The following is a 26,193-nucleotide window of genomic DNA, read 5'->3' on the forward strand; positions in this document are numbered from 1 at the left end:
CCCCCCGGAGGAAAGGCTTGAAGCCCCCGGAGGAGAAGGCTTGAAGCGCAACCCTCAAGAAGCCCACATGGCCGAGAACGCCGCCGCCTCTCCGGCCAGCCAGCGCTCCGTCTCCGCGGCCTTGAGGCCCGACGGGCGCAGCACGTCGCCGCGCCGCAGGTCGACGAGCACCGGCGACGCGTTCGGCAACACCAGATCCATGTGCCGCGACATCAGGAACAGCGCCGCCGTGGCCGCCTCCTCCTGCGGCGGGTCCTCGTCGAAGTGCAGCCGCACCGCCTCGCCCCGCCCGTCCGGGTAGCGCAGGCCGAAATGCGGGTTGATCTTGACGGGCAGCGAACCCACCATGCACAGCGCGTCGCGCGTCGGGGTCACCTCGACCGGCGTCTCCAGCGACTCCAGGTAGCGCAGCGCACCCGGCACCACTGACTCGTAGAGCGGCTTCCACCGCGGATTGACCTGGTCGACGACGGCGTTGAGGTAGGTGCCGCCGGTCCGGAACTGGATGTCCGCCTTCAGGGCCTTGACGAGCTGCCCGTGCGGGTTGAAGCCGTGCCCCGACTCGCGCTGCTTGCGCAGGCCGCCGACGAAGCTCGCCTTGCGCGGGCCGGTGCGGCCGACGTAGCGAGTGAAGCTCAGCAGGGTCGCATAGGGGACGGAACCGGTGGTGGTTGCGGGCGCGGTCACTGGCGCTCTCCTCCCAGGTCAAGAGCGTCTTTCGTACATACATTCTAATGGATCCGCGCAACGATGCCCACCCCGAATGCACGCAGGGTGCAGTGATGACCGACGCTATGTGAGATCGAGGACTGTCAGCCGACGAGGCTCTCGACCGGGCCCAGCATGAGGCGGACGCCGAACGCGAGGCAGCCGAGGACGACGAGCACGAAGAACCCGACGTACACGATCGCCGGGACGCGGGTGAGGCGGGCGATCTGGTCGGCGTCGGAGTTGGGGGCCTGCCGGCGGAAGCGGGACTGCTGCAGCTCGAACACCGCGCGCACGCCGCCGACCAGCATGAACCAGGCGAACGCGTACGCGAACGCGCCTTGGATCTCGGCGTCGGCGAACCAGGAGACGGCGAAGATGATCGCCCCGGCCACGACGACCGAGAGCACGCCGTAGAAGTTGCGGATCATGATGAGCATCGCCACCAGCAGGACCAGCAGCAGCCACAGCAGGATGGTGATCCGCCCGGCGCCCAGGATCGCGGCGGCGGCCAGGCCGAGCAGCGACGGGGTGATGTAGCCGGCCAGGCCCGTGATCACCATGCCGGGGCCGTTGGGGCGGCCGCGGGACAGCGTCAGGCCCGAGGTGTCCGAGTGCAGCCGGATGCCCGACAGGCGGCGGCCGCTGAGCACCGCGGCGAGCGCGTGGCCGCCCTCGTGCGCGATCGTGACGAAGTTGCGCATGATCTTCCACAGCGGGCGGATCAGCACCGCCAGCAGGGCGGCCACGGCGGTCGCGATGACCACCTCGCGCGGCGGGGACGGCTGACGGCCGAGAGCGTCGTGCAACACGTCGAACACGAATGCAGAGCCTGCCATCTCGCGTGTTGAATGAACAGCGTGGAGATCAGGCGCTTTGCGGACAGTGACTGGCCGGGTGTGTGGGACGTGTGGCACGAGGTGGTCGCGGCCGGTGAGAGCTACGACAACGCGCCGGACTCGACCGAGGCCGACGCGCGTGGGCACTGGCTGCCGGCGCCGCCGTGGGAGCAGTGGGTCGCGGCCGAGGACGGCGCCGTGCTCGGGACATACAAGATCGGGCCGAACAAGCACGCGCTCGGGGCGCACGTGGCAAATGCGAGCTTCATGGTCTCGTCCCGGGCCCGCGGCCGCGGCCTCGGCCGCACGCTCGGCGAGCACTGCCTGGACCGGGGGCGCGCCCTCGGGTACAGCGCCATGCAGTTCAACGCCGTCGTCTCGACGAACACCGTCGCCGTGCGGCTGTGGCGCTCACTCGGCTTCATCATCGTCGGCACCGTCCCCGACGGTTTCCAGAGCACCCGGCACGGGTTGGTCGACTTCCATATCATGCATCGGTACCTGTGATGGCTTGCAAACGCGAGCGGTTCCCCCGTGGGGGTCGTATATGCGGGTACAGCTTGTGACCATCGGCGTGCGTTATGTACCAATACCCCGATGCGTACTCCGCCCGAACTGCGCTACGACACGGATGACCACCGCAGCGGTGATCTGACCGGCTACCGCATCGGTGACGCGTACGAGCTGGTCGAGCCCATCGGCGGCGGCGGTACCGGCACCGTGTGGCGGGCCCGGGCGCTGCACGGCGACGAGCAGGTCGCGGTGAAGCTCCTGCGCGAGGATCTGATGGCCGAGCCGAAGGCCGTGAACCGGTTCGTGCAGGAGCGCGCGATCCTGCTCATGCTGCGCCACCCGCACATCGTGCGCGTGCGCGACCTGGTCACCGTCGGCACGTCCCTCGGCCTGGTCATGGACCTCGTCGAGGGCGGCAGCCTGCGCGACTACCTCCACGAGCGCGGCACCCTGACCCCGGCCGAGGCGGCCACCCTGCTGGCCCAGGTCGCCGAGGCCCTCTCGGCCGCCCACCGCCGCGGGGTCATCCACCGCGACCTCAAGCCGGACAACATCCTGCTCGACCGCGTCGACGGCGAGCTGCACTGCCGGCTCACCGACTTCGGCATCGCCCGCGTGCTGGACACGCCGAGCATGACGACGCCCGGCGCGCTCGTCGGCACCGCGAACTACGTCGCCCCCGAGGCCGTCTACGGCGGCCGCCCGGCCCCGCCGGCCGACATCTATGCCCTGGGGGTGGTCCTGTTCGAGCTGACGACCGGCCGCCCGACCTACGCGGGCGGGCCGGCCTGGGCCATCCTGCGCCGCCACGTCGACGAGTCCCCGCGCCGCGTCCACGGCATGCCGGACGCCGTCTGGCAGGTCGTCCAGGAGTGCATGGACAAGCGCCCGGGCCGCCGCCCGACCGCCCGCGACCTGGCGACAACCCTGCGCAACGTGGCCCGGCGCACCGCCGACGAGCCGGCCCTGCCGCCGCAGTCGGTCGACGAGCGCCTGACCACCCTGCACCCGCCGGTGCCGCAGCAGCGCCAGGCGCCGACCCGCTCGAGATGGGCGATCGCCGCGGCGGTCCTCGCCGTGCTCGGCCTGCTGGCCCTCCCCGTCTGGCAGTACCTGCATCGTGACCACGTGAACGGCACCGCCGAGGGCACGCGGGCCACCCTGGCCCCGGCGCCGCCCCCGTCCGCCGAGGTCCGCAGCACCGCCCCCGCCGCGACCGCGACCAGCCGCAGCCCGGGCGCCCTGCGGGCCGGTGACCCGAGCCCGGCCCCCTCCGTCCAGCCGGGCGCGCACGCCGAGGGCTCCCCGATCTTCGGCCCGTGGATCTGCGGCAAGCAGTACACGTGGGATCTGGGCCACCCGGTCCTGGCCAACCCCTGCCACGCGCTCGCCGACAACCGCGTCCGGATGGTCGCGCACCTGCAGAGCATCCCGCCGGTGCAGGCCGACGTCAGCCTCAGCGTGGTCGACGCCGACACCGGGGAGCCGGTGGACGGCCCCCACGAGTGCAACGGCGTGGTCTTCACCGACTTCGCCCCCAACCACGACTGCGGACCGTTCGAGGCCGGCCTGCCGCGCGGGCACCGCTATGTGGTCGTGCTGCGCTGGGTCTACACGAGCCGGGCGCTGCTGCCGGGCGGCGAGGTCAAGGGCGAGCCCTTCGACTGGTAGCCCGCCGTCCTGATTGGTGGGAATGGACGCGAAAAAGTGTCGTACCCCTGTGATGGGGTGTGGGTATGACGGGTGACGGGGAGCCCTCGGGGTTCGAGGAGCTGTTAGCGGAGCATTGCGCCAGCATCGGAGCCCTGACCCGCCATCTGCGCGAGGTCATCCTCGCCGCCCGCCCCGACCTGACCGAGCGCGTCTACCGCGGCTGGCCCGGCCTCGGCTTCCACCATCCGTCCCGGGGCTGCATCGCGGCCGTCTACCCGGCCCGTGACCACGTCTCGGTGGGCTTCGAGCACGGCGCCGACCTCCCCGATCCCCACGGGCTGCTGGAGGGGACGGGGCGGCGGCTGCGATACCTGCGCTTCAAACCGGACGACAGCGCCCCGACGCATGAGCATCTGATCGAATACCTCGCGCTAGCGACGGCCTGACGCCTCCGGATTCGCGGCGACCGGGAGGTTGTCGGAGCGCAACGCCTCGCCCGACTCGGTGACCACCGCGCTCTCGTGGCCCGGGAGCGCGGCCAGCCAGTCGATGCCGGCCCGCCCCATGGCCAGCGCAGCGGTGGCGTAGGCGTCGGCGGTGCCCAGCTCGGGGCCGACGACGGTGACCGAGCGCAGGTCGTTCACCGGCCGGCCGGTGAAGGGGTCCACCACGTGCAGGCCCCGCTCGTACGTGCCCGAGGTCGCGACAGCGGTGTCGGTCACCTCCAGCACCCAGGCGACGGACATGGCCTCCCACGGGTGCCGGATGCCGACGCGCCACTTCTCGCGGCCCAGCGGGGCGCCGCGCACGAAGATGTCGCCGCCCGCGTTGAGGCAGTGGTTCGCCGAGCCGGCCTCCAGGAGCCGGTCGCAGGCGCGCTGGACGGCCCAGCCCTTCACGTAGCCGGACGGGTCGAGCCGGCCGCCCGCGTTGATGTCGAAGTAGCCGTCGGTCTCGTCCCACAGCTCGGCGCAGCGGTCCAGGACCTCGCCGACCTCGGGCGCGCACTCCTCGCGGCGCAGCTCACCGCGGGCCAGGCGGCTGATCTCGCTCTCCGGCCGGTAGGTGCTGAAGATCTCGTCGACGGTGCGCAGCCACGCGAAGACGCCGTCGGCCAGGCGCTCCAGGTCGGGCACCGGCCGGTCGTCGTCCAGGTCGAGGCTGACCGCCATGCCCATGACGTGCTCGACCCGCACCAGGCTGTGCGTCATCAGCCCTGAAACGCGCGGTCGATGGCGGACTGGAGGGAGAGCTTGTAGCCGCTGCTGGTGTACGTGGCGCCGGAGACGGTGTCGATGTCGGCGCTCTGAGCGGCCAGGGCCTCGCTGCGCAGCTTCGGCAGGGCGGCGTTGTTGATCTGCACGGACCGGGACGCCTCGGACGGCTTGTCCAGCACCTTGACGTCGGTGATCTTGCCGCCGGCCACCACGATCGACAGCTCCACGTTGCCGTACTCGACGTAGATCGGGTTGCCGTTGAAGGTCCCGTCCTTCATCGTCGTGCGCGGCGGCTTCGCGGCGGTCGTGGTCGGCTTGGTGGCGGGCGCCGTGGTCCGGGTACCCCCGGCCGGTGTTGTGGCTTTGGCTCCTGGGGTCTGTCCCGTCCCGGCGGCGACGTCGGCCGGGGGAGCGCCGCCCGGCGCCACCGAGCCGGCCGATGACGTGGCCGGGATCGGCCCCTGGGCCGACTGCGGCTGCAACGGCTGGTCGCTGGAGCTGCTGAAGCCGGCTTTCGCGCCGACCAGCAGCACCGTGCCCGCCGCCGTGCCCATGAGGGCCATCAGGGCGCGTCGCATGCGGTTCAACTCCTCTAGAACTCGAAGGGGTCCAGGTGGACCTGGCGGCGGGGGACACGCAGGCGGCGCAGGACGGCCAGGGACTGCTGGATGAGGCCGTCCGGGCCGCAGAGATACACGTCGCGCTCCGTGACGTCGGGGACCAGGTCGCGCAGGCCGGCCGGGGTGAACAGGCGGCGCGGGCCCGGGGCGCGGCGGTCGCCGACCACGAACCACAGCTGGGCGTGGCGCAGCTCGGACAGCTGCTCCAGCTCGTGGCGCAGGTGCAGGTCGTGGACGGCGCTGGCGCGGTAGATGACGATCGCGCCCGGCGGGAGCTCCTCCAGCAGGGCGCGGATCGGGCCGATGCCGCTGCCGGCCGCGATGAGCAGGGCGCGCTGCTTGATGCGGCGAGCGGCGGTGAAGTCGCCCCACGGGCCCTCGACGAAGATCCGGGTACCCGGGCGCATGGCGCGCAGCCGCTGGGTGTGGTCGCCGACGGTCTTCACGGTCAGGCGCAGCCAGCGGCCGTTGGGTGCGGCCGAGAGGGAGAACGGGTGCGCCTGCCACCACAGGCCCCGGCCCAGGAACCGCCAGCGGAAGAACTGGCCGGCCTTGGCGTCCAGGTCGTGCAGCCGGGCACCGGTGATGTAGATCGACACCATGTTCGGGCCCTCGGCGACCACGTCGGCCACGCGCAGGCGGTGCCGGAGGTTGAGCCAGAGCGGGCCCACGATCCGGCCGAGGACGACGGCGGCGATCGTGACGACGTAGAACCCGATCCACGCGGTGCGCCCGAGGCCGGGCTTGTACAGCTCCTGGCCGTCGGAGAACTGGTGCGCGAAGCCGAGCAGCAGCGCCAGGTAGGAGGTGAGGTGCAGGAAGTACCAGAGCTCGTAGGGCAGGGCCCGGCGCAGCCGGCGGATGCTCAGCAGGCCGATGCACACCAGCATGCCGGCCGCGATGAACGCGGTGACCATGTCGTCGTACTGGGTCAGCAGGACACCGAGTTCGCTCGTGGCGGTCTTGCTGTCGGCGTACGCGTAGCCGACCGTGATGAGCGCCCCGTGCGCCAGGATCATGACAAGCACCGAGCCGCCGAGCTCGCGGTGCCACAGGCCCAGGTGCCGGGCGCCGATCCAGCGCTCCAGGAAGCCCAGCCGGCTCATGAGGATGACCTGCGTCAGCAGCAGGTAGCCGGCGATCAGGCCGGTGACCCGCCCGGCCGCCTGGAAGACGTCGGCCGAGGTCTCGATCGAGCCGGCCTTCGTGCCGAGCCACCAGGGGAGCACGGCGAGCGCGAGGCCGCTCCAGAAGAGGGTACGGAGGATGAACCGTCCGGCGGTGTGGTGCTCGACGGGCCGGGCGGCCGGGGCCGCGAGCGAGCTCGCCTGGCGCTGTCTCGGGACGGTCATCGTTGTCTCGGCGTACTGGGCATGTGGTTCCACCGCTGTCGTTGGTACCAGCGCCACGGGGGGCCAGGCCACGGGCTTAATCGAGACTTCAGGTTGAGCACAGCCCTACACTGCAGCGATGCAGCGGCTCTGGCGAATTGTCCTGATCTCGGCGGCCGTCCTGGCGGCGGTGGCGGCGACCGGGCTGGGCACGGCGTACTCGCTCGGCCTCTTCGCCGAGGCCGGCCGCTTCACGTCGGTGCCCGGCTGCGGGATCATGGACGCGTCGACGTTCGCGCCCGTGCTGAGCGCGCCAGGGGTGGAGACCGACGGCGACAACTGCACGGCGTCGGACGGGCAGCTGCAGGTCAACGTGGGGTACACGATCGTCACGAAGCACGGCACCGTCGGCGGGCCGCAGCTCGCGTCGCGCTACCTCATCGCTGTCGCCGGCGGGGACACCGAGACGCTCCAGGGCGTTGGCGAGCAGGCGATCCGGCAGCGGACCAAGGCGATCGGCGCCCCGCAGGTCATCAGCATGCGGGTCAGCAACCTCATCGTGGTGCTCTCGGTCGTGAACCTCGGCGGCGGCGACATCCCGGCGGGCGCGCAGGACGGTCTGGTGAAGGTCGCGACGGCGCTCGGCACTCGCCTGGGTGCGTGAGCGCACCCGATCGGGTGCCCGGGGCGGCGATCTTCTTTCGCTCGGCCTGCACGAAGTCACAAATCGGGCGGAACGCGACGTATGCCCCGTCGGGCGATACGTCAGAAAGGTCGCGGCACGCAGTGCCCGACTTTTCGTATGGCCTGCCCGCCCGGCGGTGGCGCTGCTCCGGGCGGTCGGATCAGGGGAGGCGGCGCTGGAAGCGGCCGGCGGCGTCGGTGCGGTCCTGGTAGCCCAGGGCGCGGTAGAAGGCGTGCGCGCCCTCGCGGGTGCGCAGGCTGGTGGCCTCGACGCTGGAGCAGCCGCGCATCAGGCCGAACGTCTCCGCCGCGGCCACCAGGCTCGTGCCGATCCCGCGGCCGCGGGCCGACTCGGCGACGGCCAGGGCGACCACGCGCAGCCAGGCGCCGTCGACCTCGAACGAGGGGATCACGTGGGCGGCGATGACGCCCAGCAGGCGGCCCCGCTCGTCCCACACGAACGCGGCGCCGTCGGGGTGCTCGCACCAGCGCTGCAGCCGCTCGGCGATGTTGGTTTCCGCCTGCGGATGACCGTCGCTCTCCAGGAGCCGGGCCACCTGGTCGGTGTCGTCCGGCGCGAGCCTGCGCACCCCACGGGCCACCTGCTGGCGGTAGCTGTGCAGAACATCAGCGGTCATGAGTGCACTGTAAAACCGCAGGGGCGGACCGTGCCTGCCGGAAAATAGTCACTCACGTTCACGATGGTCTATCCACCGCTTGACTGTGCGCCCGTGGGGCCTAGAATTTGCCGCCGCTCAGATCGCGCACGAGTCGTCGGTGCACTCGCCGGCGGCCGCGCTCGCGGTGCCCTCCGGCGCCCGCAGGAGCGTCAGCGACGACTGGGCCAGCGCCTGCTCGAACACCTCGAGCGGCTGCGCGCCGGAGACCCCGATGCGCTGGTTGAAGACGAAGAACGGCACGCCGCTGATCCCGTACGCCCGCGCCTGCGCGATGTCGGCGTCGACGTCCTCGGCGTAGGAGCCGTCGGTCAGGGCCTGCTTCGCGGCGACCTCGTCGAGCCCCACCTCGGCCGCGAGGCCCGCGAGCACCGTGTGGTCGGCGACGTCGGCGCCCTCGGTGAAGTACCCCCGCATCAGCCGCTCCTTCAGCTCGCCCTGCCGGCCGTGGGCCTTGGCGAAGTGCAGGAGCCGGTGGGCGTCGAGGGTGTTGGCGGTGCGGGCGCGGTCGAAGTCGAAGTCGAGGCCCTCCTGCGCCGCGATCGCCGTCACGTTGGCGAACATGCCCTTGACCTGTGCGGCCGTGAACCCCCGGCGCGCGGCGAGCGACTCGCCGACGGTCCGCGGGTCGCCGGTGGGCGTCGACGGGTCGAGCTGGAAGCTGCGCCACTCGACGGACACCTCGCCCGGAAACTTCGCCAGGGCGCCTTCGAGCCGGCGCTTGCCGATGTAGCACCACGGGCAGACGACGTCGGACCAGACCTCGACCTGGATCATGTGCACTCCCTCACCGCTGTTTGACGCTTCAACAATAGCGGCGGCAGAAGATCTGACAAATGCCCGATTATCTGGTACTTCGACAACCCTCGATATCATGAAATGGCGCTACAAGTCCGGCGACACGAAGCACGCAACGCCGGACTTTTCGTGAGGAACAGCACCGGTCGGCAACGTCACTCATGTGGAGTATGCCGTTACGGTGTGATGACCGTCGTTGGGGTGGAGGGTGCTCGGTGGACGCTGAGTTGGTGGCGCTGGCGACGAACGCGGCGTCGGCCGTGGTCGGTGCCATGGCCACGGACGGATGGCAGGCCCTGCGATCGCGGGTGGCCCGGCTGCTCGGGCGCGGCGACCCGCGGGCGGAGCGGGACGCGCTGGAGACGCTCGACGAGGACGCCGCCGGCCGGACCCCGGACACCGAGCGTGACCTGGTCGCCGAGTGGAGGGGCCGGCTGCGCGACCTGCTGCGCACCGACCCGGCCGCCGCGGCGGCGCTGCGCGAGCTGCTGCAGGACGCCCGGGTCGCCGGCCCGGCATCCGGCTCCCTGGTGGCGGCGAGCCACATCGGCGCACCGCTGACCACCGGGTTCCCTACGCCGCCGGGAACGGATCGGGTCTGACCGTTCCCGGCGTACTGCCGAGACCACGTCCGGGCGATGTGGTGGCCGATCACGGTGGGGTGGCGGTCGGCACGCTGCTGTATCGGCGGCGGGTGGCCGCCGGGGAGCCGCTGCGCCTCGATCCGCGGCCGGTGCCGGTGGTGGGCCGGGAGAAGCTCCTGGGCAGCATCGCCAAGCGGTCCACAGTCGTGCTGTGCGGGCCCGGCGGCGTGGGCAAGACGACGGCCGCCCTGGAGTACGCCTACCGCCACCTCGACGAGTACGCGCTCGTCTGGATGTTCCGCGCCGCCGAGGCCACCGCGCTCCTGGCGCAGTTCCACGAGCTGGCCGAGCGGCTCGACCCGACGGGCATCGGGGAGCGCGCCGACCCGGTCGCCCGCGTGCACGCCGCCCTCGCCCGGCAGCGCGGGTGCTGGCTGCTGATCTTCGACAGCGCCCGGGACCACGCCGCGGTCCGGCGCTGGCTGCCGCCGCAGGGCTCCGGCGACGTCCTCGTCACCACCCGGGACGGCCGGTGGCCACCCGGCCGGACGCTGCCCGTCGACGGCCTGAGCACCGACGTGGCGGCGCAGTTCCTGCTGAACCAGACCGGCGAGTTCGACACCGGGTCCGCGGAGGCGATCGCGCGGCGGCTGGGCGGCCTCCCGCTGGCCCTGGCCCAGGCGGCCGCGTTCGTGGCCGGGACCGGCGGCACCCTGGCCGGCTACCTGCAGCTGCTGCGCCGGGAGCGCCCCGGGCTGCTGCCGGCCGCGGCGACCTGGCGACCGGCGTTCGACGACCTGCGCGCCGCCGGCCCGGGGCCGATCGCGCTGCTGCGGCTGCTGGCCTGCCTGGCGCCCGAGGACATTCCGGTCCGGGTCCTCCTGAGCGCACCGCTGCCGGCCGCCGTCCCGGAGGAGATCCGGGCCGAGCTCCGGCCGCTTGTCGAGCGCCCCTCCGGCCTGGACGCCGCCGCCCTGGAGCTGCGCCGCTATCACCTCATCGGCCCGCCCGGCGATCTGGTGTCGGTCCACCGGCTGGTCCAGGCGGTCACGCTCGACGCGCTGGAGCCGGGCCGGCGGGCGGCCTGGCGGGCGGCCGCGGCGGCGCTGGTGGAGGCGGCGGTCCCGGCCGACGTGACGGTCGGCGAGTCCTGGCCGGTGTGTGCGCTGCTGCTGCGGCACGCGCTGCTTGTCGTCGACCCGCTCAGCCGGTCGATGGGGCGGCTGGCCCGCTCACCGGGCCACGCCGGTGACTACGCCACCGCCCGGGGTCTCTGGCAGATCCTCGCCGAGTCCCGCAGTGCCCGCCTCGGCCCCGGGCACCCGGACACGCTCGCCGCCCGGGACGGCCTCGCCTACTGGAGCAGCGTCGCCGCGGGGCCACATGGCGACCGCGACGGCGCCGAAGACCAGCAGCAGGGCGGCTAGCACCCGGTAGCCGATCGCGATCCCGGCGGTGAATGAGGTCGTGGAGTTCAGGACCGAGCCGATCACCGCCACGCCCAGCGCGGCGCCCACCTCGCGGGCCGCCGAGTTGAGGCCGGAGCCCAGGCCGGCCCGGGCCGGGGGCAGGCCGCGCAGCACGCCGGTGGTCAGGGCCGGCGCGCACAGGCCGAGGCCGGCCGCGGTGACAAGCAGGCACAGGGCGTACCACGGGTACGGGGTGCCGGCCCGCACGAACGACAGCAGGACCAGGCCCAGCGCGATCAGGCCCATCCCGGCGGCGATCGTGACGCGCCCGGCGCCCGTGCGCCCGGCGAGCGCCGACATGACGAGCATGCCCACGGCCAGGGGGAGGATCGCGAAGCCGGTCAGCAGCGGGGAGTACCCCTTCACGTCCTGCAGGAACTGCGCGTTGACGAAGAACAGGCCGAACAGCGCCAGGAAGCTCGCGGCCACGCCCAGGGTGCCCGCGCGGACCGACGCGATCGCGAACACGCGCGGGTCCAGCAGGGGGCTGCGGCCGTGCCGGCCGCGCCACACGAACGCGGCCAGCAGGGCCAGCGCCAGCCCGAACGCGCCCAGGACGGGGCTCGACGCCCAGCCGTGCTCCGGGCCCTCGATGATGCCGAACAGGAGGGCGAAGAGCCCGCCGGCGAGCACGACGGTGTCCACCGCGGACGTCCGGCTCGGGAAGCGCGGCACCTGCGGTACCAGCAACGCCGTCAGCACGAGGACGACCACGGCGGCCGGCACGAAGGCCCAGAAGAACCAGGGCCACGCCGCCGAGCGCAGGACCGCGCCCGCGATGAGGTTGCCGGCGACGCCGCCGACGCCCAGGGCGACCGTCCACAGCGTGACCGCGCGGGTGCGGGACTCCTTGTAGACGGCCAGCAGGACGCCGAGGGTCGCCGGCTGCGCGAGAGCGGCCGCGGCGCCGCCCAGGGCGCGGCCGAGCTGCAGCGTGAGGACGTTCGGGGCCAGGGCGCTGATCGTGCAGCTCGCCGCGAACAGGGCCAGGCCCCAGACGACGGCGCGCTTGCGGCCGATGCGGTCGCCGAGGGCGCCGAGGGGGATGAGGAGGGCCGCGAACACGAGCACGTACGCGTCGACGACCCAGACGAGGTCGGTGTGCGACGGGTGCAGGCCGCCGGCGGCGAGCGACGGGATGGCGAGGTTGATCCCGGCGACCATGGCCTGGATCAGGACCACGGTCAGCAGCATGAACAGGAGGGTCACCCCTCGATCGTGCGGGCCGGGTCAGCTGACTTCAAATGCATAGTTCGTACCGGAATAATGCGCCCCATGCATCTGGACCTGAACCTGCTCACGGCGCTCGACGCCCTGCTGGAGGAGAACAGCGTCACCGCGGCGGCGGCCCGGCTGCACCTGTCCGAGCCGGCCATGAGCCGCACCCTCGCCCGCATCCGCACGGCGCTGCACGATCCGGTGCTGGTGCGCTCGGGGCGGCGGATGGTGCCGACCCCGCGCGCCGTGGCGATCCGGGCCGAGGTGCGCGAGCTGCTGCACCGGGCGCACGCCGTCTTCGCCGCACCGGCCGAGCCGGACCCGGCCACGCTCGAGCGCACGTTCACGATGCTGGCCGGCGACCTGGCCGTCTCGGTCGCCGCGCCGCTCATCGACCGGATCGCCGCGGAGGCGCCCGGCGTGCGGCTGCGCTTCCTCGGCGAGACCCCGCAGACCGACACGCCGGCCCTGCGCTCGGGCGAGGTCGACCTCGACATCGGCGTCGTCAACGACCCGCCGCCGGACATCCGCACCGAGGTACTGCTCCGGGAGCGCCTGGTCCCGATCGTGCGGGCCGGGCACCCGCTGACCCGCGGGCGGCTGACCCTGCGGCGCTTCGCCGACGCGGTCCACGTCAGCGCGTCGCGGCGGGGCCGGCTCACGGGGCCGATCGACGACGTCCTGGAGCGCCACGGTCTGCGGCGGCGGGTCGCGCTGTCCACGCCGACCTTCGCGGCGGCGATGCTCATGGTGGCCCAGACCGACCTGGTGGGGCTGGGCGCCGAGCGGTTCGGCCGGTCGACCGCCGCCGCGCTGAACCTCGTCACCCTCGACGTGCCGGGCCTGGACCTGCCCCCGATCGAGCTGGCCCAGGCCTGGCACGCGCGGTTCGACGCGGACGGGGCTCACCGCTGGCTGCGCACCCGCGTGAAGGAGGTCGTCGTCACCAGCCTGAGTTGACCCCGCCCGTGCCGAGGATCACCTGGTCGTAGCCGTTGCCGTCGCTGTCGTCGGTGTACGCGACCGAGAACCCGCCCCACGGGTCGACGGCGACCCCGATCTGCTCCTGCCGGCCCGTGGCCACCTGGCTGCTGCGCTGCGCCGGGAAGCCGCTGCCCTGCGCCCAGACGTCCTGGCCCGCGGTCCAGGCGACGACGGAGCCGTGCTGGGCGTCGACGCCGATCGCCGGGTTCGTCCCGCCGTCGGCGACGAGGGTCTCGGGGCCGCGGGCCACGGCGCCGGGGGCGAAGGAGCGGGTCCAGACGCCCGCGGTACCGGTGTGGTCGGACTCCCACGCCACCGCGAAGCCCCCGGTGAAGTCCTCCGCGATCGCGGCGTGGCGCTGCTGGCCGTCGCCCAGGCTGTTGGCGGTGCGCCGCGACAGGTTCACCGCGCCGTTCGCCCTGGCCAGGCCGACCAGCCCGATGTTGTAGTAGCCGTTGGCGTCGGCGTCCTCGTCCCACACGACACGAGCGTCGCCTGACGCGTCGACGGCGACGTCGGGCCGGTGGTGCTGCCCGGTCTGCTGGGACGCGAAGACCTCGTACGCCTTCGTGGCCGGCCCGGTGTAGCCGGCCGCCTTGACGGTGTACACACCGCTCTGCACGTCCTCCCACACCACCGTGAACGCGACGGCGCCGCCGGCCGGGGCGCCGTCCGGGTCCACCGCGACCTTCGGCAGGATCTGGTCGCCCGCGGGGCCGGCGTTGGCCCGCCCGGACGCGGTGACGGTACCGGCGGGAGAGATCACCCGGTACTGGATGTTGAACACCCCGTTGCCGTCGCCGTCCTCGGCCCAGACCACCACCGCGTTGCCGCTGTCGTCGATCCCGACGTCGGGCGTGAGGTGGGTCCAGTTCGCGCTCCCGCCGGCCGAGAGCTTCGTCTCGTACTTCGCCGCGCCGTTGGTGAACAGCCGGATCCACACGTCGTCGTGCAGCCCGTCGCGGTTGTCCTCCCACACGACGGCGGTCTGGCCGTAGCGGTTGGTCGCGATCGCGGCCGTGTCCTGGTCGCCGGTCGCGGTGGAGTTGGCCGTCGTGAACGTCAGAGAAGCCGCAAGTGCCAGTGCCAGTGCCTGCATGGGTACTCCTAGAGGCTCTGGAGGCCGGGACGGCCGTCGAGGACGGCGAAGGACTGCAGCGTGCTCGCGGCCGCGCCGTGCTCGGTCACCGTGGCCACGCCGCGGAAGTCGGCCGTCACCCGGGCCGGCGTGATGCTCGTGCGGACGTAGCCGCGCCGGTTGGAGTAGAAGCGCAGATGCGGGTTCGTCGCGGCGTTGGGGATCGTCGTGTCGGCGGTACCGTTGCCGCCTGAAGTGATGGACGTGCAGACCAGCTCCGTGCCGATCACCGCCGAGTCGGGGTCGGCGTAGTCGGCCTTCAGGTTGTTGGCCCACGCGGCGTGCACGTCGCCGGTGAGGATCAGCGGGTTGCGCACGCCCCGGTCGACCCAGCCCTGCTGGATGGGGGCCCGCGACGCGCGGTAGCCGTCCCAGGCGTCCATGTTGCCCGCCCCGGCCGCGTCGAACTGGCGCGCGAAGAACACCTGCTGGCCGACGATGTCCCACTTCGCCAGGTGCTGCCCGAGCCCGTCGAGCAGCCACGCCTCCTGCGCCGTCCCGGGCAGGCTCCGGGTCGCCAGGTCCGCGTCCGCGCACACCTTCCAGCCGTCGCCGCACGCCTGATCGTTGCGGAACTGCCGGGTGTCGAGCATGTGGAACACGGCCAGCTGCCCCCACTGGACGCGCCGGTAGAGCGGGATGCTGTTGCCGCTTCCGGCGTTGGCCGGGCGCAGCGGCATGTTCTCGTAGTACGCCTGGTAGGCCGCCGTGCGCCGGGCCGTCCACTGGGCGGTGGTCAGCGCCGGGCTGCTGTCGGCCCGTACCATGTTCGCGTAGTTGTTCTCGACCTCGTGGTCGTCGGGCACCACGAGCCAGGGCGCGGCGGCGTGCGCGGCCTGAAGGTCCGGGTCCGACTTGTACTGCGCGTAGCGGCGCCGGTAGTCCGCCAGCGAGACGATCTCGGCGCCGGCGTGCAGGCGCACGGAGCCGGCCGTGGCGGCGTCCTCGTAGATGTAGTCGCCCAGGTGCAGGATCAGGTCGGGGCGGTCGTCGGCCATGCGGCGGTAGGCGGTGTAGTACCCGGACTCGTAGTGCGCGCACGAGGCGAACGCCATGACGAAGTCCCGGCCGAGCGTGCCCGGCGCGGGTGCGGTGCGGGTCCGCCCGACCGGCGAGATGTGCCCCTGCGCGCGGAAGCGGTAGGAGTACTCGGCGTCGGGCTGCAGCCCGGCGGCGATCACGTGCACCGAGTGCGCGGCGGCGTAGCGGGCCGTGAACGTGCCCGACGCGACGAGCGTCGCGAACGTGTCGGTGGCGGACACCTGCCAGTCGACGGCCACGTCGGCGGTGGCCATGCCGCCCTGCCCGTCGGCGTTGAGCGGGGCGGGTGCGAGGCGGGTCCACAGCACGACGCTCGTCGCGTCCGGCTCGCCCGAGGCGACGCCGAGCTGGAACGGGTACGGCACTGCGGCGCCGGCGCGCTGCAGCGGAGCGACGGCGGCCCCGGTGGCGGCGAGCCCGCCGAGGACGAAGGTGCGGCGGCTGAGCCTGTTCATGGGGCCACCTTCGGGTCCGCGCATGAACACCGCATGGCCGCCCCTTGTATAGATCTCTACAAATGTGTACGGACCTGGCTGGGTGTCTGCCCGAACGCCCGCCGGAACGCGCGGTGGAAGCTCGCCACGTTGACGAAGCCCGCCTCGGTGGCGATGTCGATGACCCGCAGGTGTGACAGTGCCGGATCGCGCAGGTCCCGGGCCGCCTTCTCCAGCCGCAGTCGCCTGACCGTGCTCGTGTAGGACCCGGGGCTCTCGGCGAACAGGCCGTGCACGAATCGGACCGACACGCCCAGTCGCTGCGCGGTCGTGGCCGGGCTCAGGTCGTCGTCGCCGAGGTGCTCCTCGATGTCGGCCAGGGCCGCGGCGTAGGTCCGGGGCGCCTTCACCGCCCGGTCCGGGCGCAGGATCGCCGGGTCGAGGGCCACCGCAAGCATCCCGGCCGCGTGCACCGCGAGCCGCTCCGGTCGCCGCAGGCCCGGCACCGACTCGAGCGCCAGCCGCACCGCCGCCCCCACGCCCGCACGCGTCGCGACGGCGGCCGCGGTCGGCACCGGCCCCGGCAGCAGGGCGCCCGGGATGAAGAACGAGAGCTGCTCGAAGTCCGACCCGAACGCGAAGCGGAACGGCCGCGTGGTGTCGACGAGCCCCAGCTCGCCGGGGTGCAGCAGGGTGGTGCGGTCGCCCTGGGCCATCACGCTGGTGCCGCGCACCTGGAGATTCGCGTAGTACCCGTGCACGGGCGTCCGCGCGATGTCGTCCTCGGTGCGCCGCACGGTCTGGCGCTGCGACGCGATGCGGGCCAGCGCGAGGCCGCCGAGCGGCCACTGGGTCACGTCACCGGCGAACCGGCTCCTGAGGTCCGACTCCGGCGTCAGGGCCAGGAACGCCGTGCAGATGAGCTCCCGCCAGTAGGCGAACTGCTCACCCGGCGCCTCGTCCCGGGTCGACCAGTGCGTTCGCTTCGGGTTGTCCGCCGGCTGATGGTTCGCGTCTGCCGTGGGCCGGTCCATCGGCCCCCTCCTGTCGGGTTCCTGCCTCTGCACGCAATGCAACGCCGCCCTGCACGGTGGGCAACATGGTTGCGACGGTCTTCCGACACGGTTGACCCATGAGGACACGATTCACCGAAGCGTTCGGACTGACCACGCCGATCGCCCAGGCCGGGATGGCGTTCGTGGGCATGACCCCGGACCTCGCCGTGGCCGTCAGCAACGCGGGCGCCCTGGGCTCCCTGGGCGTCGGCCTGATGCCCGCGCCCGCCCTCACGCACACGATCGGCCTGATCAAGGCCGGCACCACCGGCCCCCTCAACGTCAACTTCATCACCATCTTCACGACCGACGAGCAGATCGACGCCGTCTGCGCCGCGGGCGTGGCCGTCGCCTCCTTCCACTGGGGCCACCCGCCGCAGCAGTGGATCGAGCGCCTCCACGCCGCCGGCGTGAAGGTCTTCGAGCAGGTCGGCTCGGTCACCGCCGCCGTGGAAGCGGTCGACGCCGGCGTGGACGTCGTCGTCGCCCAAGGCCTGGAGGCCGGCGGCCACAACTTCGCCACCCTGCCGCTCTTCGCCCTGCTCCCTCTGGTGGCCGACGCCGTGGGCGACCGCGCCCTGATCCTGGCCGCCGGAGGCATAGCCGACGGCCGCGGCCTCGCCGCCGCGCTGCTGCTCGGCGCGGACGGGGCCTGGGTCGGCACCCGCCTGGTCGCGACCGAGGAGTCGGCCGCCCACCCCGGCTACAAGGACCGCCTGGTGGCGGCGGCCGCGGAGGAGACGGTCCGCACGTCCCTGTTCGGCCCGGAAACCCCGACCTTCAACCCCATGCGCGTCCTGCGCAACCGCGTGGTCCGCGAGTGGGCCGGCCGCACCGCCGACATCCCGGACACGCCTCTACCGCTGATCGGCGAGACGATCCTGGGCGGCGAACGCGTCCCGATGCACCGCTTCTCCAACCTGGTCCCGATGCGCGACGCCACAACCGGCGACCTGGAGGAGATGGCCCTGCTCTCCGGCCAGGGCGTGGGCCTGGTGACCGAGGTCCTCCCCGCCGCCGACGTCATCGCCCGCATGACGAAGGAGGCCGAGTCCCTCCTGGCCGCCGCCGCGCCGCCCGAGGGAACCGCGTAACCGCCGCTCTCGCATGCCTGCGTCGGCCACGACCGCCGCGACATCGAGCCCCACAGGCCGCTTCGCAACACCGTCGACGGCCGGCCGTAAGGAGATCCGGGCCCGGCCCCAGCGGCCGGGCCCGGTTTGCCTGCCGCCGCCGGCGAGCCGGCCGCGAGTGGGAACCCCCGCCCCGCGGCTGCGCGGAGTCAACCCTGTGCGCCCGGTAGGACTCGAACCTACGACCTTGGGATTAGAAGTCCCCTGCTCTATCCACTGAGCTACGAGCGCATGTCGTCGCACAGGCTACCTGCATCCTGCGCAGCCTTGCTTGAAGACCTGCCTAAGAACAGCATGCGGCCGGGGAGTGGGCAACCGGGTTGGCGGCGGGCCGGGGCTTCGGGTCGGGGAAAACCCCCGCGCCGGCCCGCCGCCGGTGGTCAGACGCCGGCCGGGATGCGGGGTCTCGGGCGGCGTCTGCCCCGCGGGCCCGCGGGCTCGTCCGGCCGCGCTGTTGTTGCGGCGGCGGCCTGTTCCTCGTCGTCCTCCAGGGCTTCGAGGGCCTCCTCGGCGTCGGGGTCGGGTTCTTCGTCGCCGGTCATGGCGGTGGCGGTTTCGAAGGCGGTCTTCAGCTCCTCGTTGTTCAGGGCCGACAGGATGTCCTCGGCGAAGGGGTCGCCGTCGTCGACAAGGGTGACGACGCCACCGAGCTCCTCGTCGTAGGACTGGCGGCGGGGCAGGTTGTTGATCTCGTCGACGGGCTCGGTCGGGGCGTCGGCGATGTTCAGGTCGGCCAGTTCGTCGTCGATGGCGGTGGTGCCGGTGATCGCGCGGATGCGGGCGAACTTGCCGCGGCCGCGGGACAGGTCGTGGCCGACCGCGTGGGCGTCGAGCTCGTAGCTCACCCGGCGGACGTGGTCCTCGCTCTCCCAGTCGCGGCTGTACAGGCGGCCGGTGATGATGACCGGGTCGCCGACCTGGATGCTGCGGGCCACGTTCTCGGCGAGCTGGCGCCAGCAGTTGACGCGCAGCCGCAGGCTGTTGCCGTCGACCCAGTTGCTGTCGTTCCGGTCGTACCGCCGCGACGTCGACGCCACCTTGAACGTCGTCACGAGCGTCTGGGTGCCCACGAGCCGCCGGCACTCCGGCGCGTTGAGCACGTTGCCGATGATCGTGACCTTGGTCTCGAACATTGTCGATCTCCTCCCGGGTTGTGCTTGTGCGTTCGGGAGGAAGCGTGCACCGGATCGGCTGCGGGCCGCGGCGGCGAGGGGCCGGATCTGTGGATAACCATGTGCTTGTGGACGGGGTCGCGTACCACCGGATGATCTGCTAGGGGCCCACCTCTGACCTGGACTGATGGCCGACGGTCCGGGACCGCCCCGCAGGGCGGTCCGTAGCAAGAAATCCGCTACCGCCCCCGGACGGTGAGGCCACGGGAGTGACGGTCCGGACCACCGCGGACGCCGCGGGAGCCCGCCTGCAGCTTCGGCGGTCGCGGTGAAAGGCCCGGAAAAAGTATGGAGACCGGCATCCACGGGGGAAGATGCCGGTCTCGGGAGAGATGTTAGTTGCTCACGCAGCTATCCGCCAGACCCAATTCGAGTAGGTGGGCGGGCGTGAAAGGTTCGGTCCGGCGGGGCTGACAAAGCGGGGCGAGCCGGGCGGTGGCTTGCCCGGTGGGGGCGGATCGGACGAGCTTGCCGATCGAAGCGATTCACTTCCTCGACTGAGAGGTCCGCCATGCCCCAGGGTTCAGTGCGCCGCGCCGCTGGTGCGCTCGCGCTGTTCGTCGCGGCCGGTGCGCTCGGCAGCATGCCGCTGTCCGATGCGTACGCCGATCCCGCCCCCACCAACGTCACCGTCAACACCAAAGCGGGGCTGGCCACCGTCGCCGACACCGCGCTCGGCGTCAACCATGCCATCTGGGACTCGCAGCTCGGCACGCCCGCCGTGTCCGACCTGCTCGGCGCGGCCGGCGTCGGGATGCTGCGCTACCCCGGGGGCTCCTACGCCGACATCTACCACTGGCAGACGCACACGGCGCCCGGCGGGTACGTCGCGCCGAACACCGACTTCGACACCTTCATGGCCGGCGCCCAGCGCGTCGGTGCCCAGCCGATGATCATCGCGAACTACGGCACCGGTACCGCGCAGGAGGCGGCCGACTGGGTGCGGTACGCCAACATCACCAAGGGGTACCACGCCAACTGGTGGACCATCGGCAACGAGAACTACGGCAACGGTCACTACGGCACCGCGTGGGAGGCCGACGACCACGCCGACAAGAGCCCGAAGCAGTACGCGCAGGAGGTCGTCGCGTACGCGCAGGCGATGAAGGCGGTCGACCCGAACATCAAGGTCGGCGCCGTGCTGACCACGCCGGCGAACTGGCCGGACGGGCTGGTCGGGGCCGGTGACGCCGGCACCTGGAACCAGGTCGTGCTGTCCATCGCCGGGCCGTCCATCGACTTCGTCGACCTGCACTGGTATCCGGGCGGCGGCAGCGAGGCCGACGCGCTCGCGAAGCCGGCCCAGATCGACGACATCATGTACGTGGTCAAGGACCAGATCGCGAAGTACGCCGGGGCCGGCTCGTCGCGCATCGGCATCAGCCTCACCGAGACGAACGTCGGCGTCGGGCAGAACACCCAGCCGGGTGCGCTGTTCCTGGCCCAGACCTACAGCAACATGCTGGAGAACGGCGTCTTCACCGTCGACTGGTGGGACGTCCACAACGGCATCGGCACCGTCTCCACCATCGGCGGCCAGACGGACTACGGCGACTTCGGAATGCTGTCGAGCGGCAACTGTACGTCCGACGGCACGGTCTGCCAGCCGCCGATGAACACCCCGTTCGCGCCGTACCACGCGCTCAAGCTCATGCACTCCTTCGTGCACCCCGGCGACCAGCTGATCCGGGCGGGCACCGACAATCCGCTGGTCGCCGCGCACGCCGCGCGCCGGGCCAACGGGGATCTGACGGTGCTGCTGGTCAACATGGACCCGGCGGCGAGTCACGCGGTGAAGATCGCCTATGACGGGTACACCCCCAGCACTGCGGCACCGGTGGTCGAGACGTTCCTCAACGGCGCCGCGGGCATCACCAGCGCCCAGTCCGGCTCGGCGGCGGCGCAGAGCCTCGCCCCCTATTCGCTGACGGTGCTGACGCTGCACCCGGCCACGTCGGCGTCGGGTGCCCCCAAGGCCCCCGGCCGCCCGTCGGTCTCCGCGGTCACCGACCGCACCGCCACCCTGACCTGGCCGGCCTCGACGACGACAGGCGTCAAATATGAGGTGTACCGGCAGGTCGGCGCCCGCAGCGAGCAGCTCGGCGAGACCACCTCGACGTCGTTCACGGCGGGCAACCTGACGCCCGGGACGCGGTACACGGTCACCATCGTCGCGCGCGACGGCTCCGGCCGGGCCAGCTGGTCCTCGCCGCCGCTCACGTTCGCCACGGGCTCGCCGGCCACGAGCACGTGCAGTGTCCGCCTCACGGACACCAACGACTGGGCCAGCGGGTACGTCGGCAACATCGACATCACCAACACCGGCACCGCCGCCATCAACAACTGGACGCTGACCTTCACCTGGCCGACGCCCTGGCAGAGCCTCAGCTCCGGCTGGAACGGCACCTGGACCCAGACCGGCGCCACGGTCAAGGTGACCCCGGCCGACTTCAACACCAACCTGGCTCCGGGCGCCACCGCGAGTGTCGGGTTCGTGGGGGCGTACAGCGGACCGAACATCCTCCCGGCCGCCTTCACCCTCAACGGCAACGTCTGCACTGTCGCATAGTTTTTCGAGCAACAAGCAACGGCCCGCGGTGGTACTGCCCACCGCGGGCCGAACGCGCTGAGCCGGGCGGAGCCGTGATCGGGCCGCGGGTGGTCTCGTCCGGCCCGCTGGACCGGGTCGTGGTGAGATCGCGGGTGGTCTCGTCCGACGCGCTGAACGGGTGGTGATCGGGTCGCGCGTGGCCGGGCCGGAGGGTCACTGTCGCGTCGCGGCCTGGCGGGTCAGTTCGGTCAGGCGGGTCCATCCCGGGGAGTTGAGGCCGGCCGCGGCCGAGACCAGCTGCGCGATCGCCGGGTCGAGGGTCGTCGGCCGCTCGGGGCGGCGGCGCAGCCAGGCGGCCGTGCGCTCGGCGAGGGCGGGCAGCCGGGGATCGTCGGGGCGCCACAGGAAGGCGGCGTCGTAGTCGACGTAGATGGCCCGGAATTTGGGGTCCGCGAACGAGTCGAGCTTGTCGGCCAGCCAGGTCCGCGCCTCGCCCGGCTCCACGGACTGCAGCAGGATCCAGATGTCACGCTCCATGTGCACCGTGCGCTCGCTGACGCCGAGCTCCAGCAGCGACTCCAGGAGCCCGGCCACCTCCGCGGACACGAACAGCCGGTCGCCCGACCCGAGCCGCCCGATCCGTTCCCGGGCCCGCTGGAGCTCCAGCTGCTTGCGCTCCAGGCTCCGGTCGATCTCGGCGATCGCCTGCCGGAGCTGCTCCGGATCGGCCGCGAGCAGCTCCTGGATGCGGGCGAGCGGCACGCCGGCCTCGGCCAGGGTCCTGATCTTGACGAGCGCTATCGCGTGCTCGGCACCGTAGCGCCGATAGCCCGAAGCGTCCCGCTCGGGCTCCTCCAGCAGGCCGCGCTCGTGGTAGTGGCGCACCGCTTTGATCGTGACGCCCGCGTAGGCCGCGAGCTGCCCGATGGTGATCAACGCTTGCGGGCCCCGCCTTTCGCGTCGGCCCGGCCGTCCAGGCTCGCCCGGCCGTCCAGGTTCAGGGTGTCCGTCGGGTCGCTGTGGACTCCGCCGGACCCGACGTGCTTCCCGGGGATCTTCGCACCGTTCTTGATCACATGCACCAGCGCCATCGCGTGCCCGCGCCCGACGCCGTAGTCCTCCCGCAGCCACTCGATCACCCCGGCCGCCTTGACCTGCGGCCCCTCGAACCCACGCGCCGCCGCCGCCGCGAGCAGCGCGCGCGGGGTCATACCGGTCTTGATCTCGAGCGCGTCGATGTACGCCTGGAACGACATGGCCGTACTCCTTCGTCTGGGCCTGCCTGCTTGCTCTCACCCCTGCGTCGAGGACCGGTCGCGCGCTTCGACAAACACGCGCAAAGATTTTTCCGCCCGTACTGTTGGCACCATGGACGAGCGCCGCCTGGACGACACCCGCAACGCGATAGGCGTGCTCACGCTGCTGTTCCAGGCTCCGCACGACAGCGAGACGCGCAGCGGATACCTCCAGCAGATGATCGGCGACGACGACGCCGTCGCGGACGTCGGCCGCGCCTTCACCGGCATGACGAACCTGGCCGCCCTGGTCCTGCTCGACCACTCCCGCCGCACCGGCGAGCCGGTGGCCGACATCCTCCGCCGGATCGCCGCCTCGCTGGCCACCTGAGGGTTGTATCCCGGGCTTTCGCGATGTGCGCACAGGCGGGGTCGGGGCCCGGCGCAGGCCGGCAGTGATCGGGTCTAGGGGATGGTGAGGCCGGCCCGGATCGCCATGACGGCCAGCTGGGCCCGGTCGCGCGCGCTCACCTTGAGCATCGCCCGCCCGACGTGGGTCCGCACCGTCGCCGGGCTGCACGCCAGCTCGGCCGAGATCTCCTCGTTTGACCGCCCCGTCGCCACCCAGGCCGCAACCTCCCGCTCCCGCTCGGTGAGCAGCTCCATGCGCGCGTCGTCCGGCTCGGCCCGAGCACCGTGCAGCCGCCCGATCACCCGCCGTGTCACCGACGGCGACAGCAGCGCCTCACCCCCGGCGACGACCCGGATCGCCCGGATGAGCTCGGCGGGCTCGGCATCCTTGAGCAGAAACCCAGCCGCCCCCGCCCGCAGCGCCGCGAACACGTTCTCGTCGTCCTCGAACGTCGTCACCACCACGACCCGGGTCCCGGCACCGGCCGTCGACCTCGCGAGCTCCCGGAGCACCCCCAGCCCGTCCAGCCCGGGCATCCGCAGGTCGACGAGCGCCACGTCCGGCTCGACCGCCCGGATCAGCTCGAGCGCCGCCTCCCCGTCGGCCGCCTCCCCGACCAGCTCCAGATCAGCCTCCCGGGCAATGAGCAGCCGCAGCCCCCCGCGAATGAGGGCCTCGTCGTCGACCACGACGACCCGGATGCGCCCACTCATCGCGGAACCCGCGCTTCCACCGTGAACCCCCCGTCGACACGCACCTCGAACACCCCGCCGGCGCTCTCGACCCGGTCGCGCATCCCCTCGATCCCACGCCCCGGCCCGTCTACCCCGGGTGGGCCCGCACCGTCTGCCCGATGTGTCCCCGGACCGTCTGCCCGATGCGGGCCCGGACCGTCCTCCCGGTGTGGCCCCGCATCTTCTGCCTGTTGGGGCACCTGATCATCTGCCCGGTGCAGGACCGGACCGTCCTGCCGGTGCGGGCCTGCACCGTTGCTGACCAGCACCGCCACGTCGGCGCCGGCCATCCGGACCGACACCCGGGCGCCCGCGCCGGGCGAGTGCTTGACCACGTTGGTGAGCGACTCCCGTACCACCTCGAACGCGATCCGCCGCTGCCGTTCACTGGCCTCGCCCAGCCCGTCGTACTGCAGCTCCACCACCACGCCACCGGCCCGGGCCTGCTCGACGAGCTTCGCGATGTCCGCGGGAGCGTCGATGTTCTCGATGACCGCCCGCAGCTCGTCGAGCGCCGCCCGGCTGGTGTCCCGGATGGCGGTGAGCGCCTCCCGCGCCTGCTGCGGCTGCTCGTCGAGCACCACCAGCGCCGCCCCGGCCTGCATGGCCACGACCGCGAACCCGTGCCCGGCCACGTCATGCACTTCCCGCGAGACCCGGATCCGCTCCTCGAGCAGCGCCACCCGCACGATCTCCCGCCGCTCCCGCTCCAGCGCGAGCCTCCGCACGTACACGAGCGCGCCGAGCGACCAGGGCACCGCCAGCCACCAGACCCCCCACAACACGAGCCCGAGCGCCAGCAGCTCAAGATGCCCGCCGACCCGGGGGAGCACCGCGAGTCCGGCCACGACAGCACTGACCCCGAGCGCGACAGCGGAGGAGCGCAGGGGCCGGCGCCGCGCGTACTCGAACATGGCCCACACCAGCGTCAGCAGCACGGGTCCGAACGGGTACCCGAGCAACAGGTACACCGAGCTGCCCCCAACCGCCCCGACAAGCGGCAACACCGGCCGGCTCCGCCTCCACCCGAGCGAGAGCGCCGCCACCCCCATGAGCGCAAACCCGCCGGCGTCAAGCCCCCGCGGCGCCTCCTGCACCAGCCCCGCCAGCCACCCACCGACGGCCACCCCGCCCGCAAACAGCCCCGCCAGCAGCCAATCCCGCCGCACACCCAGATCGTAACGGCCCAGGCCCCCCGACCCCCGCCGTCGCACAGCCCCCACTCAGCTGCCACCGCTTCGCGCCCGGCCACCCTTGCCGCCCGGTCCGTCGGAGGCGGGCCGTGTGGCGACCGCGCTCGCCGTACGTTGAGCGCCGCCGTGTGGTGGGCGTAGTCATGTGGCAAATGCTGCCGAGTGGCGTCGCGGTGCCGTGGCTTCGGCGGTGTCAGCACGTGCGCAATGGCTCGGTGGTGACGTCGCGATGCCCAGGTTTCCGCGGCGGGTCGGTTAGAAGAGGGTGCTGGAGTACTCGGCTTCGGGGGTGCGGGGCTGGTTGGGGACGTACGGCTCCCAGATGCCCCGGCGGCGCACGAGGAGCTTGCGGGACAGGAGGTGGCGGTCGCCGGCGAAGAAGACGCGGTCGACGGCTCGGCGGACCTTGGCCAGGCCGGGCGGGGACTGGGAGCCGGTGACGATGACGACGTCGCGGGCGGGGACGCCGACGACGAGCTCGCCGGGCACGGAGCGCTCAAGGCTCGCCCACAGGCCCTCGGCGAGGAGGAGGGTGGAGGCGATGCCCTCGAAGTTGAGCATGAGCGCGGGCGGCTGGCCGTGAACGCCGACGGCGTCGAGCCGCGCGTCGAGGTTGTCGGCAGCCTGGCGGCGCAGCACGCGGCGGGGAAGCTCCATGCGCTGCAGATCGGCCCATGTCACGAGCCGCTGACCGTACGGCGGGCCGTAGCTGTAGCCGACTCCCAGCCCACCCAGGAACTCATCGAGCACAGGCGAATGCACATCGTCGCGACGGAACTCGCGGAGCGATGTAAGCACGG

General features: G+C 72.5%; 26 protein-coding genes and 1 tRNA gene. 9 read left to right on the top strand and 18 right to left on the bottom strand.

Features of this window, described 5'->3' with window-relative positions; translation table 11 throughout:
• Positions 1-54: 54 nt before the first annotated feature.
• Positions 55-687 (bottom strand): hypothetical protein, encoded by a 633-nt coding sequence (locus Dvina_RS06695; RefSeq protein WP_223101476.1) that lies wholly within the window; start codon positions 685-687, stop codon positions 55-57.
• Positions 688-812: 125 nt separating this feature from the next.
• Positions 813-1,547 (bottom strand): M50 family metallopeptidase, encoded by a 735-nt coding sequence (locus Dvina_RS06700; protein ID WP_223101477.1) that lies wholly within the window; start codon positions 1,545-1,547, stop codon positions 813-815.
• 12 nt (positions 1,548-1,559) lie between these two features.
• On the opposite strand from Dvina_RS06700, the gene Dvina_RS06705 reads away from it, so the two are divergent.
• The 3 genes from Dvina_RS06705 to Dvina_RS06715 all read left to right on the top strand — a co-directional run bounded on the left by Dvina_RS06705 (position 1,560) and on the right by Dvina_RS06715 (position 4,159).
• Entirely contained in the window at positions 1,560-2,054 is a 495-nt protein-coding gene (locus Dvina_RS06705) for a GNAT family N-acetyltransferase (protein ID WP_223101478.1), read from the top strand.
• Positions 2,055-2,144: 90 nt separating this feature from the next.
• On the top strand, positions 2,145-3,731 hold the full coding sequence (locus Dvina_RS06710) for a serine/threonine-protein kinase (RefSeq protein ID WP_223101479.1): 1,587 nt from the start codon (positions 2,145-2,147) through the stop codon (positions 3,729-3,731).
• A gap of 65 nt (positions 3,732-3,796) precedes the next feature.
• Entirely contained in the window at positions 3,797-4,159 is a 363-nt protein-coding gene (locus Dvina_RS06715) for a DUF1801 domain-containing protein (RefSeq protein WP_223101480.1), read from the top strand.
• Here Dvina_RS06715 and Dvina_RS06720 read toward each other — a convergent pair.
• The 3 genes from Dvina_RS06720 to Dvina_RS06730 are packed head-to-tail and all read right to left on the bottom strand — an operon-like array spanning position 4,145 to position 6,902.
• A complete protein-coding gene (locus Dvina_RS06720) occupies positions 4,145-4,924 on the bottom strand; it encodes an FAD:protein FMN transferase (RefSeq protein WP_246656074.1) in 780 nt (259 codons plus the stop codon). The genes Dvina_RS06715 and Dvina_RS06720 overlap by 15 nt on opposite strands.
• Positions 4,924-5,508 (bottom strand): FMN-binding protein, encoded by a 585-nt coding sequence (locus Dvina_RS54050; RefSeq protein WP_246656075.1) that lies wholly within the window; start codon positions 5,506-5,508, stop codon positions 4,924-4,926. Before Dvina_RS54050 ends, Dvina_RS06720 begins: the two co-directional genes overlap by 1 nt.
• 14 nt (positions 5,509-5,522) lie before the next feature.
• On the bottom strand, positions 5,523-6,902 hold the full coding sequence (locus tag Dvina_RS06730; protein WP_223101481.1) for a ferredoxin reductase family protein: 1,380 nt from the start codon (positions 6,900-6,902) through the stop codon (positions 5,523-5,525).
• A 118-nt stretch (positions 6,903-7,020) separates the two neighbouring features.
• Here Dvina_RS06730 and Dvina_RS06735 point away from each other — a divergent pair, with 118 nt between their 5' ends.
• Entirely contained in the window at positions 7,021-7,545 is a 525-nt protein-coding gene (locus tag Dvina_RS06735; RefSeq protein ID WP_223101482.1) for a hypothetical protein, read from the top strand.
• Positions 7,546-7,726: 181 nt separating this feature from the next.
• Here the strand turns inward: Dvina_RS06735 and Dvina_RS06740 are convergent, their stop codons facing one another.
• Both Dvina_RS06740 and Dvina_RS06745 read right to left on the bottom strand, forming a co-directional pair.
• Positions 7,727-8,203: a GNAT family N-acetyltransferase gene (locus Dvina_RS06740; protein ID WP_223101483.1), complete on the bottom strand. Its 477-nt coding sequence runs from the start codon at positions 8,201-8,203 to the stop codon at positions 7,727-7,729.
• A gap of 117 nt (positions 8,204-8,320) precedes the next feature.
• The gene (locus Dvina_RS06745; protein ID WP_246656076.1) at positions 8,321-9,019 is read right to left on the bottom strand and encodes a DsbA family oxidoreductase; all 699 of its coding nucleotides are present in this window, start codon (positions 9,017-9,019) and stop codon (positions 8,321-8,323) included.
• Between the two features lie 236 nt (positions 9,020-9,255).
• Here Dvina_RS06745 and Dvina_RS06750 point away from each other — a divergent pair, with 236 nt between their 5' ends.
• Entirely contained in the window at positions 9,256-9,642 is a 387-nt protein-coding gene (locus Dvina_RS06750) for a hypothetical protein (RefSeq protein WP_223101484.1), read from the top strand.
• Positions 9,643-10,856: 1,214 nt separating this feature from the next.
• On the opposite strand, the gene Dvina_RS06755 is transcribed toward Dvina_RS06750, so the two are convergent.
• On the bottom strand, positions 10,857-12,302 hold the full coding sequence (locus Dvina_RS06755; RefSeq protein ID WP_246656077.1) for an MFS transporter: 1,446 nt from the start codon (positions 12,300-12,302) through the stop codon (positions 10,857-10,859).
• A gap of 66 nt (positions 12,303-12,368) precedes the next feature.
• On the opposite strand from Dvina_RS06755, the gene Dvina_RS06760 reads away from it, so the two are divergent.
• Positions 12,369-13,271 (top strand): LysR family transcriptional regulator, encoded by a 903-nt coding sequence (locus tag Dvina_RS06760; RefSeq protein ID WP_223101485.1) that lies wholly within the window; start codon positions 12,369-12,371, stop codon positions 13,269-13,271.
• Here the strand turns inward: Dvina_RS06760 and Dvina_RS06765 are convergent.
• The 3 genes from Dvina_RS06765 to Dvina_RS06775 are packed head-to-tail and all read right to left on the bottom strand — an operon-like array spanning position 13,255 to position 16,942.
• On the bottom strand, positions 13,255-14,394 hold the full coding sequence (locus Dvina_RS06765) for a hypothetical protein (protein WP_223101486.1): 1,140 nt from the start codon (positions 14,392-14,394) through the stop codon (positions 13,255-13,257). The two genes, Dvina_RS06760 and Dvina_RS06765, sit on opposite strands and share 17 nt — an antisense overlap.
• An 8-nt stretch (positions 14,395-14,402) precedes the next feature.
• Entirely contained in the window at positions 14,403-15,929 is a 1,527-nt protein-coding gene (locus Dvina_RS06770) for an alkaline phosphatase D family protein (RefSeq protein WP_223101487.1), read from the bottom strand.
• A 56-nt stretch (positions 15,930-15,985) separates the two neighbouring features.
• On the bottom strand, positions 15,986-16,942 hold the full coding sequence (locus tag Dvina_RS06775; RefSeq protein ID WP_223101488.1) for an AraC-like ligand-binding domain-containing protein: 957 nt from the start codon (positions 16,940-16,942) through the stop codon (positions 15,986-15,988).
• A gap of 98 nt (positions 16,943-17,040) precedes the next feature.
• Here Dvina_RS06775 and Dvina_RS06780 point away from each other — a divergent pair, with 98 nt between their 5' ends.
• The gene (locus Dvina_RS06780) at positions 17,041-18,057 is read left to right on the top strand and encodes an NAD(P)H-dependent flavin oxidoreductase (protein ID WP_223101489.1); all 1,017 of its coding nucleotides are present in this window, start codon (positions 17,041-17,043) and stop codon (positions 18,055-18,057) included.
• A 197-nt stretch (positions 18,058-18,254) separates the two neighbouring features.
• Here Dvina_RS06780 and Dvina_RS06785 read toward each other — a convergent pair.
• Positions 18,255-18,327 (bottom strand) — tRNA-Arg (locus Dvina_RS06785).
• Between the two features lie 149 nt (positions 18,328-18,476).
• Entirely contained in the window at positions 18,477-19,229 is a 753-nt protein-coding gene (locus Dvina_RS06790; RefSeq protein WP_223101490.1) for a single-stranded DNA-binding protein, read from the bottom strand.
• Positions 19,230-19,779: 550 nt separating this feature from the next.
• Here Dvina_RS06790 and Dvina_RS06795 point away from each other — a divergent pair.
• Complete coding sequence (locus Dvina_RS06795) at positions 19,780-21,837, top strand: cellulose binding domain-containing protein (RefSeq protein WP_223101491.1); 2,058 nt, start codon at positions 19,780-19,782, stop codon at positions 21,835-21,837.
• Between the two features lie 195 nt (positions 21,838-22,032).
• On the opposite strand, the gene Dvina_RS06800 is transcribed toward Dvina_RS06795, so the two are convergent.
• Positions 22,033-22,755, bottom strand: coding sequence for a MerR family transcriptional regulator (locus Dvina_RS06800; RefSeq protein WP_223101492.1), 723 nt, complete (start codon positions 22,753-22,755; stop codon positions 22,033-22,035).
• The gene (locus Dvina_RS06805) at positions 22,752-23,075 is read right to left on the bottom strand and encodes a DUF4287 domain-containing protein (protein WP_223101493.1); all 324 of its coding nucleotides are present in this window, start codon (positions 23,073-23,075) and stop codon (positions 22,752-22,754) included. The genes Dvina_RS06800 and Dvina_RS06805 overlap by 4 nt, the downstream gene beginning before the upstream one ends.
• 112 nt (positions 23,076-23,187) lie before the next feature.
• Between Dvina_RS06805 and Dvina_RS06810 the strand changes: the two genes are divergently transcribed.
• On the top strand, positions 23,188-23,445 hold the full coding sequence (locus tag Dvina_RS06810; protein WP_223101494.1) for a hypothetical protein: 258 nt from the start codon (positions 23,188-23,190) through the stop codon (positions 23,443-23,445).
• A 74-nt stretch (positions 23,446-23,519) separates the two neighbouring features.
• On the opposite strand, the gene Dvina_RS06815 is transcribed toward Dvina_RS06810, so the two are convergent.
• The 3 genes from Dvina_RS06815 to Dvina_RS06825 all read right to left on the bottom strand — a co-directional run bounded on the left by Dvina_RS06815 (position 23,520) and on the right by Dvina_RS06825 (position 26,143).
• A complete protein-coding gene (locus tag Dvina_RS06815) occupies positions 23,520-24,179 on the bottom strand; it encodes a response regulator (RefSeq protein ID WP_223101495.1) in 660 nt (219 codons plus the stop codon).
• The gene (locus Dvina_RS06820) at positions 24,176-25,369 is read right to left on the bottom strand and encodes a sensor histidine kinase (RefSeq protein WP_223101496.1); all 1,194 of its coding nucleotides are present in this window, start codon (positions 25,367-25,369) and stop codon (positions 24,176-24,178) included. The genes Dvina_RS06815 and Dvina_RS06820 overlap by 4 nt, the downstream gene beginning before the upstream one ends.
• Before the next feature lie 279 nt (positions 25,370-25,648).
• Positions 25,649-26,143 carry a DUF1444 domain-containing protein gene (locus Dvina_RS06825; RefSeq protein ID WP_223101497.1) on the bottom strand — a complete coding sequence of 165 codons (495 nt, stop codon included), beginning with the start codon at positions 26,141-26,143 and terminating at the stop codon, positions 25,649-25,651.
• Positions 26,144-26,193: the final 50 nt, after the last annotated feature.

Source organism: Dactylosporangium vinaceum (genome assembly GCF_019904175.1).
In the GTDB taxonomy this organism is placed as follows: Bacteria; Actinomycetota; Actinomycetes; order Mycobacteriales; family Micromonosporaceae; genus Dactylosporangium; species Dactylosporangium vinaceum.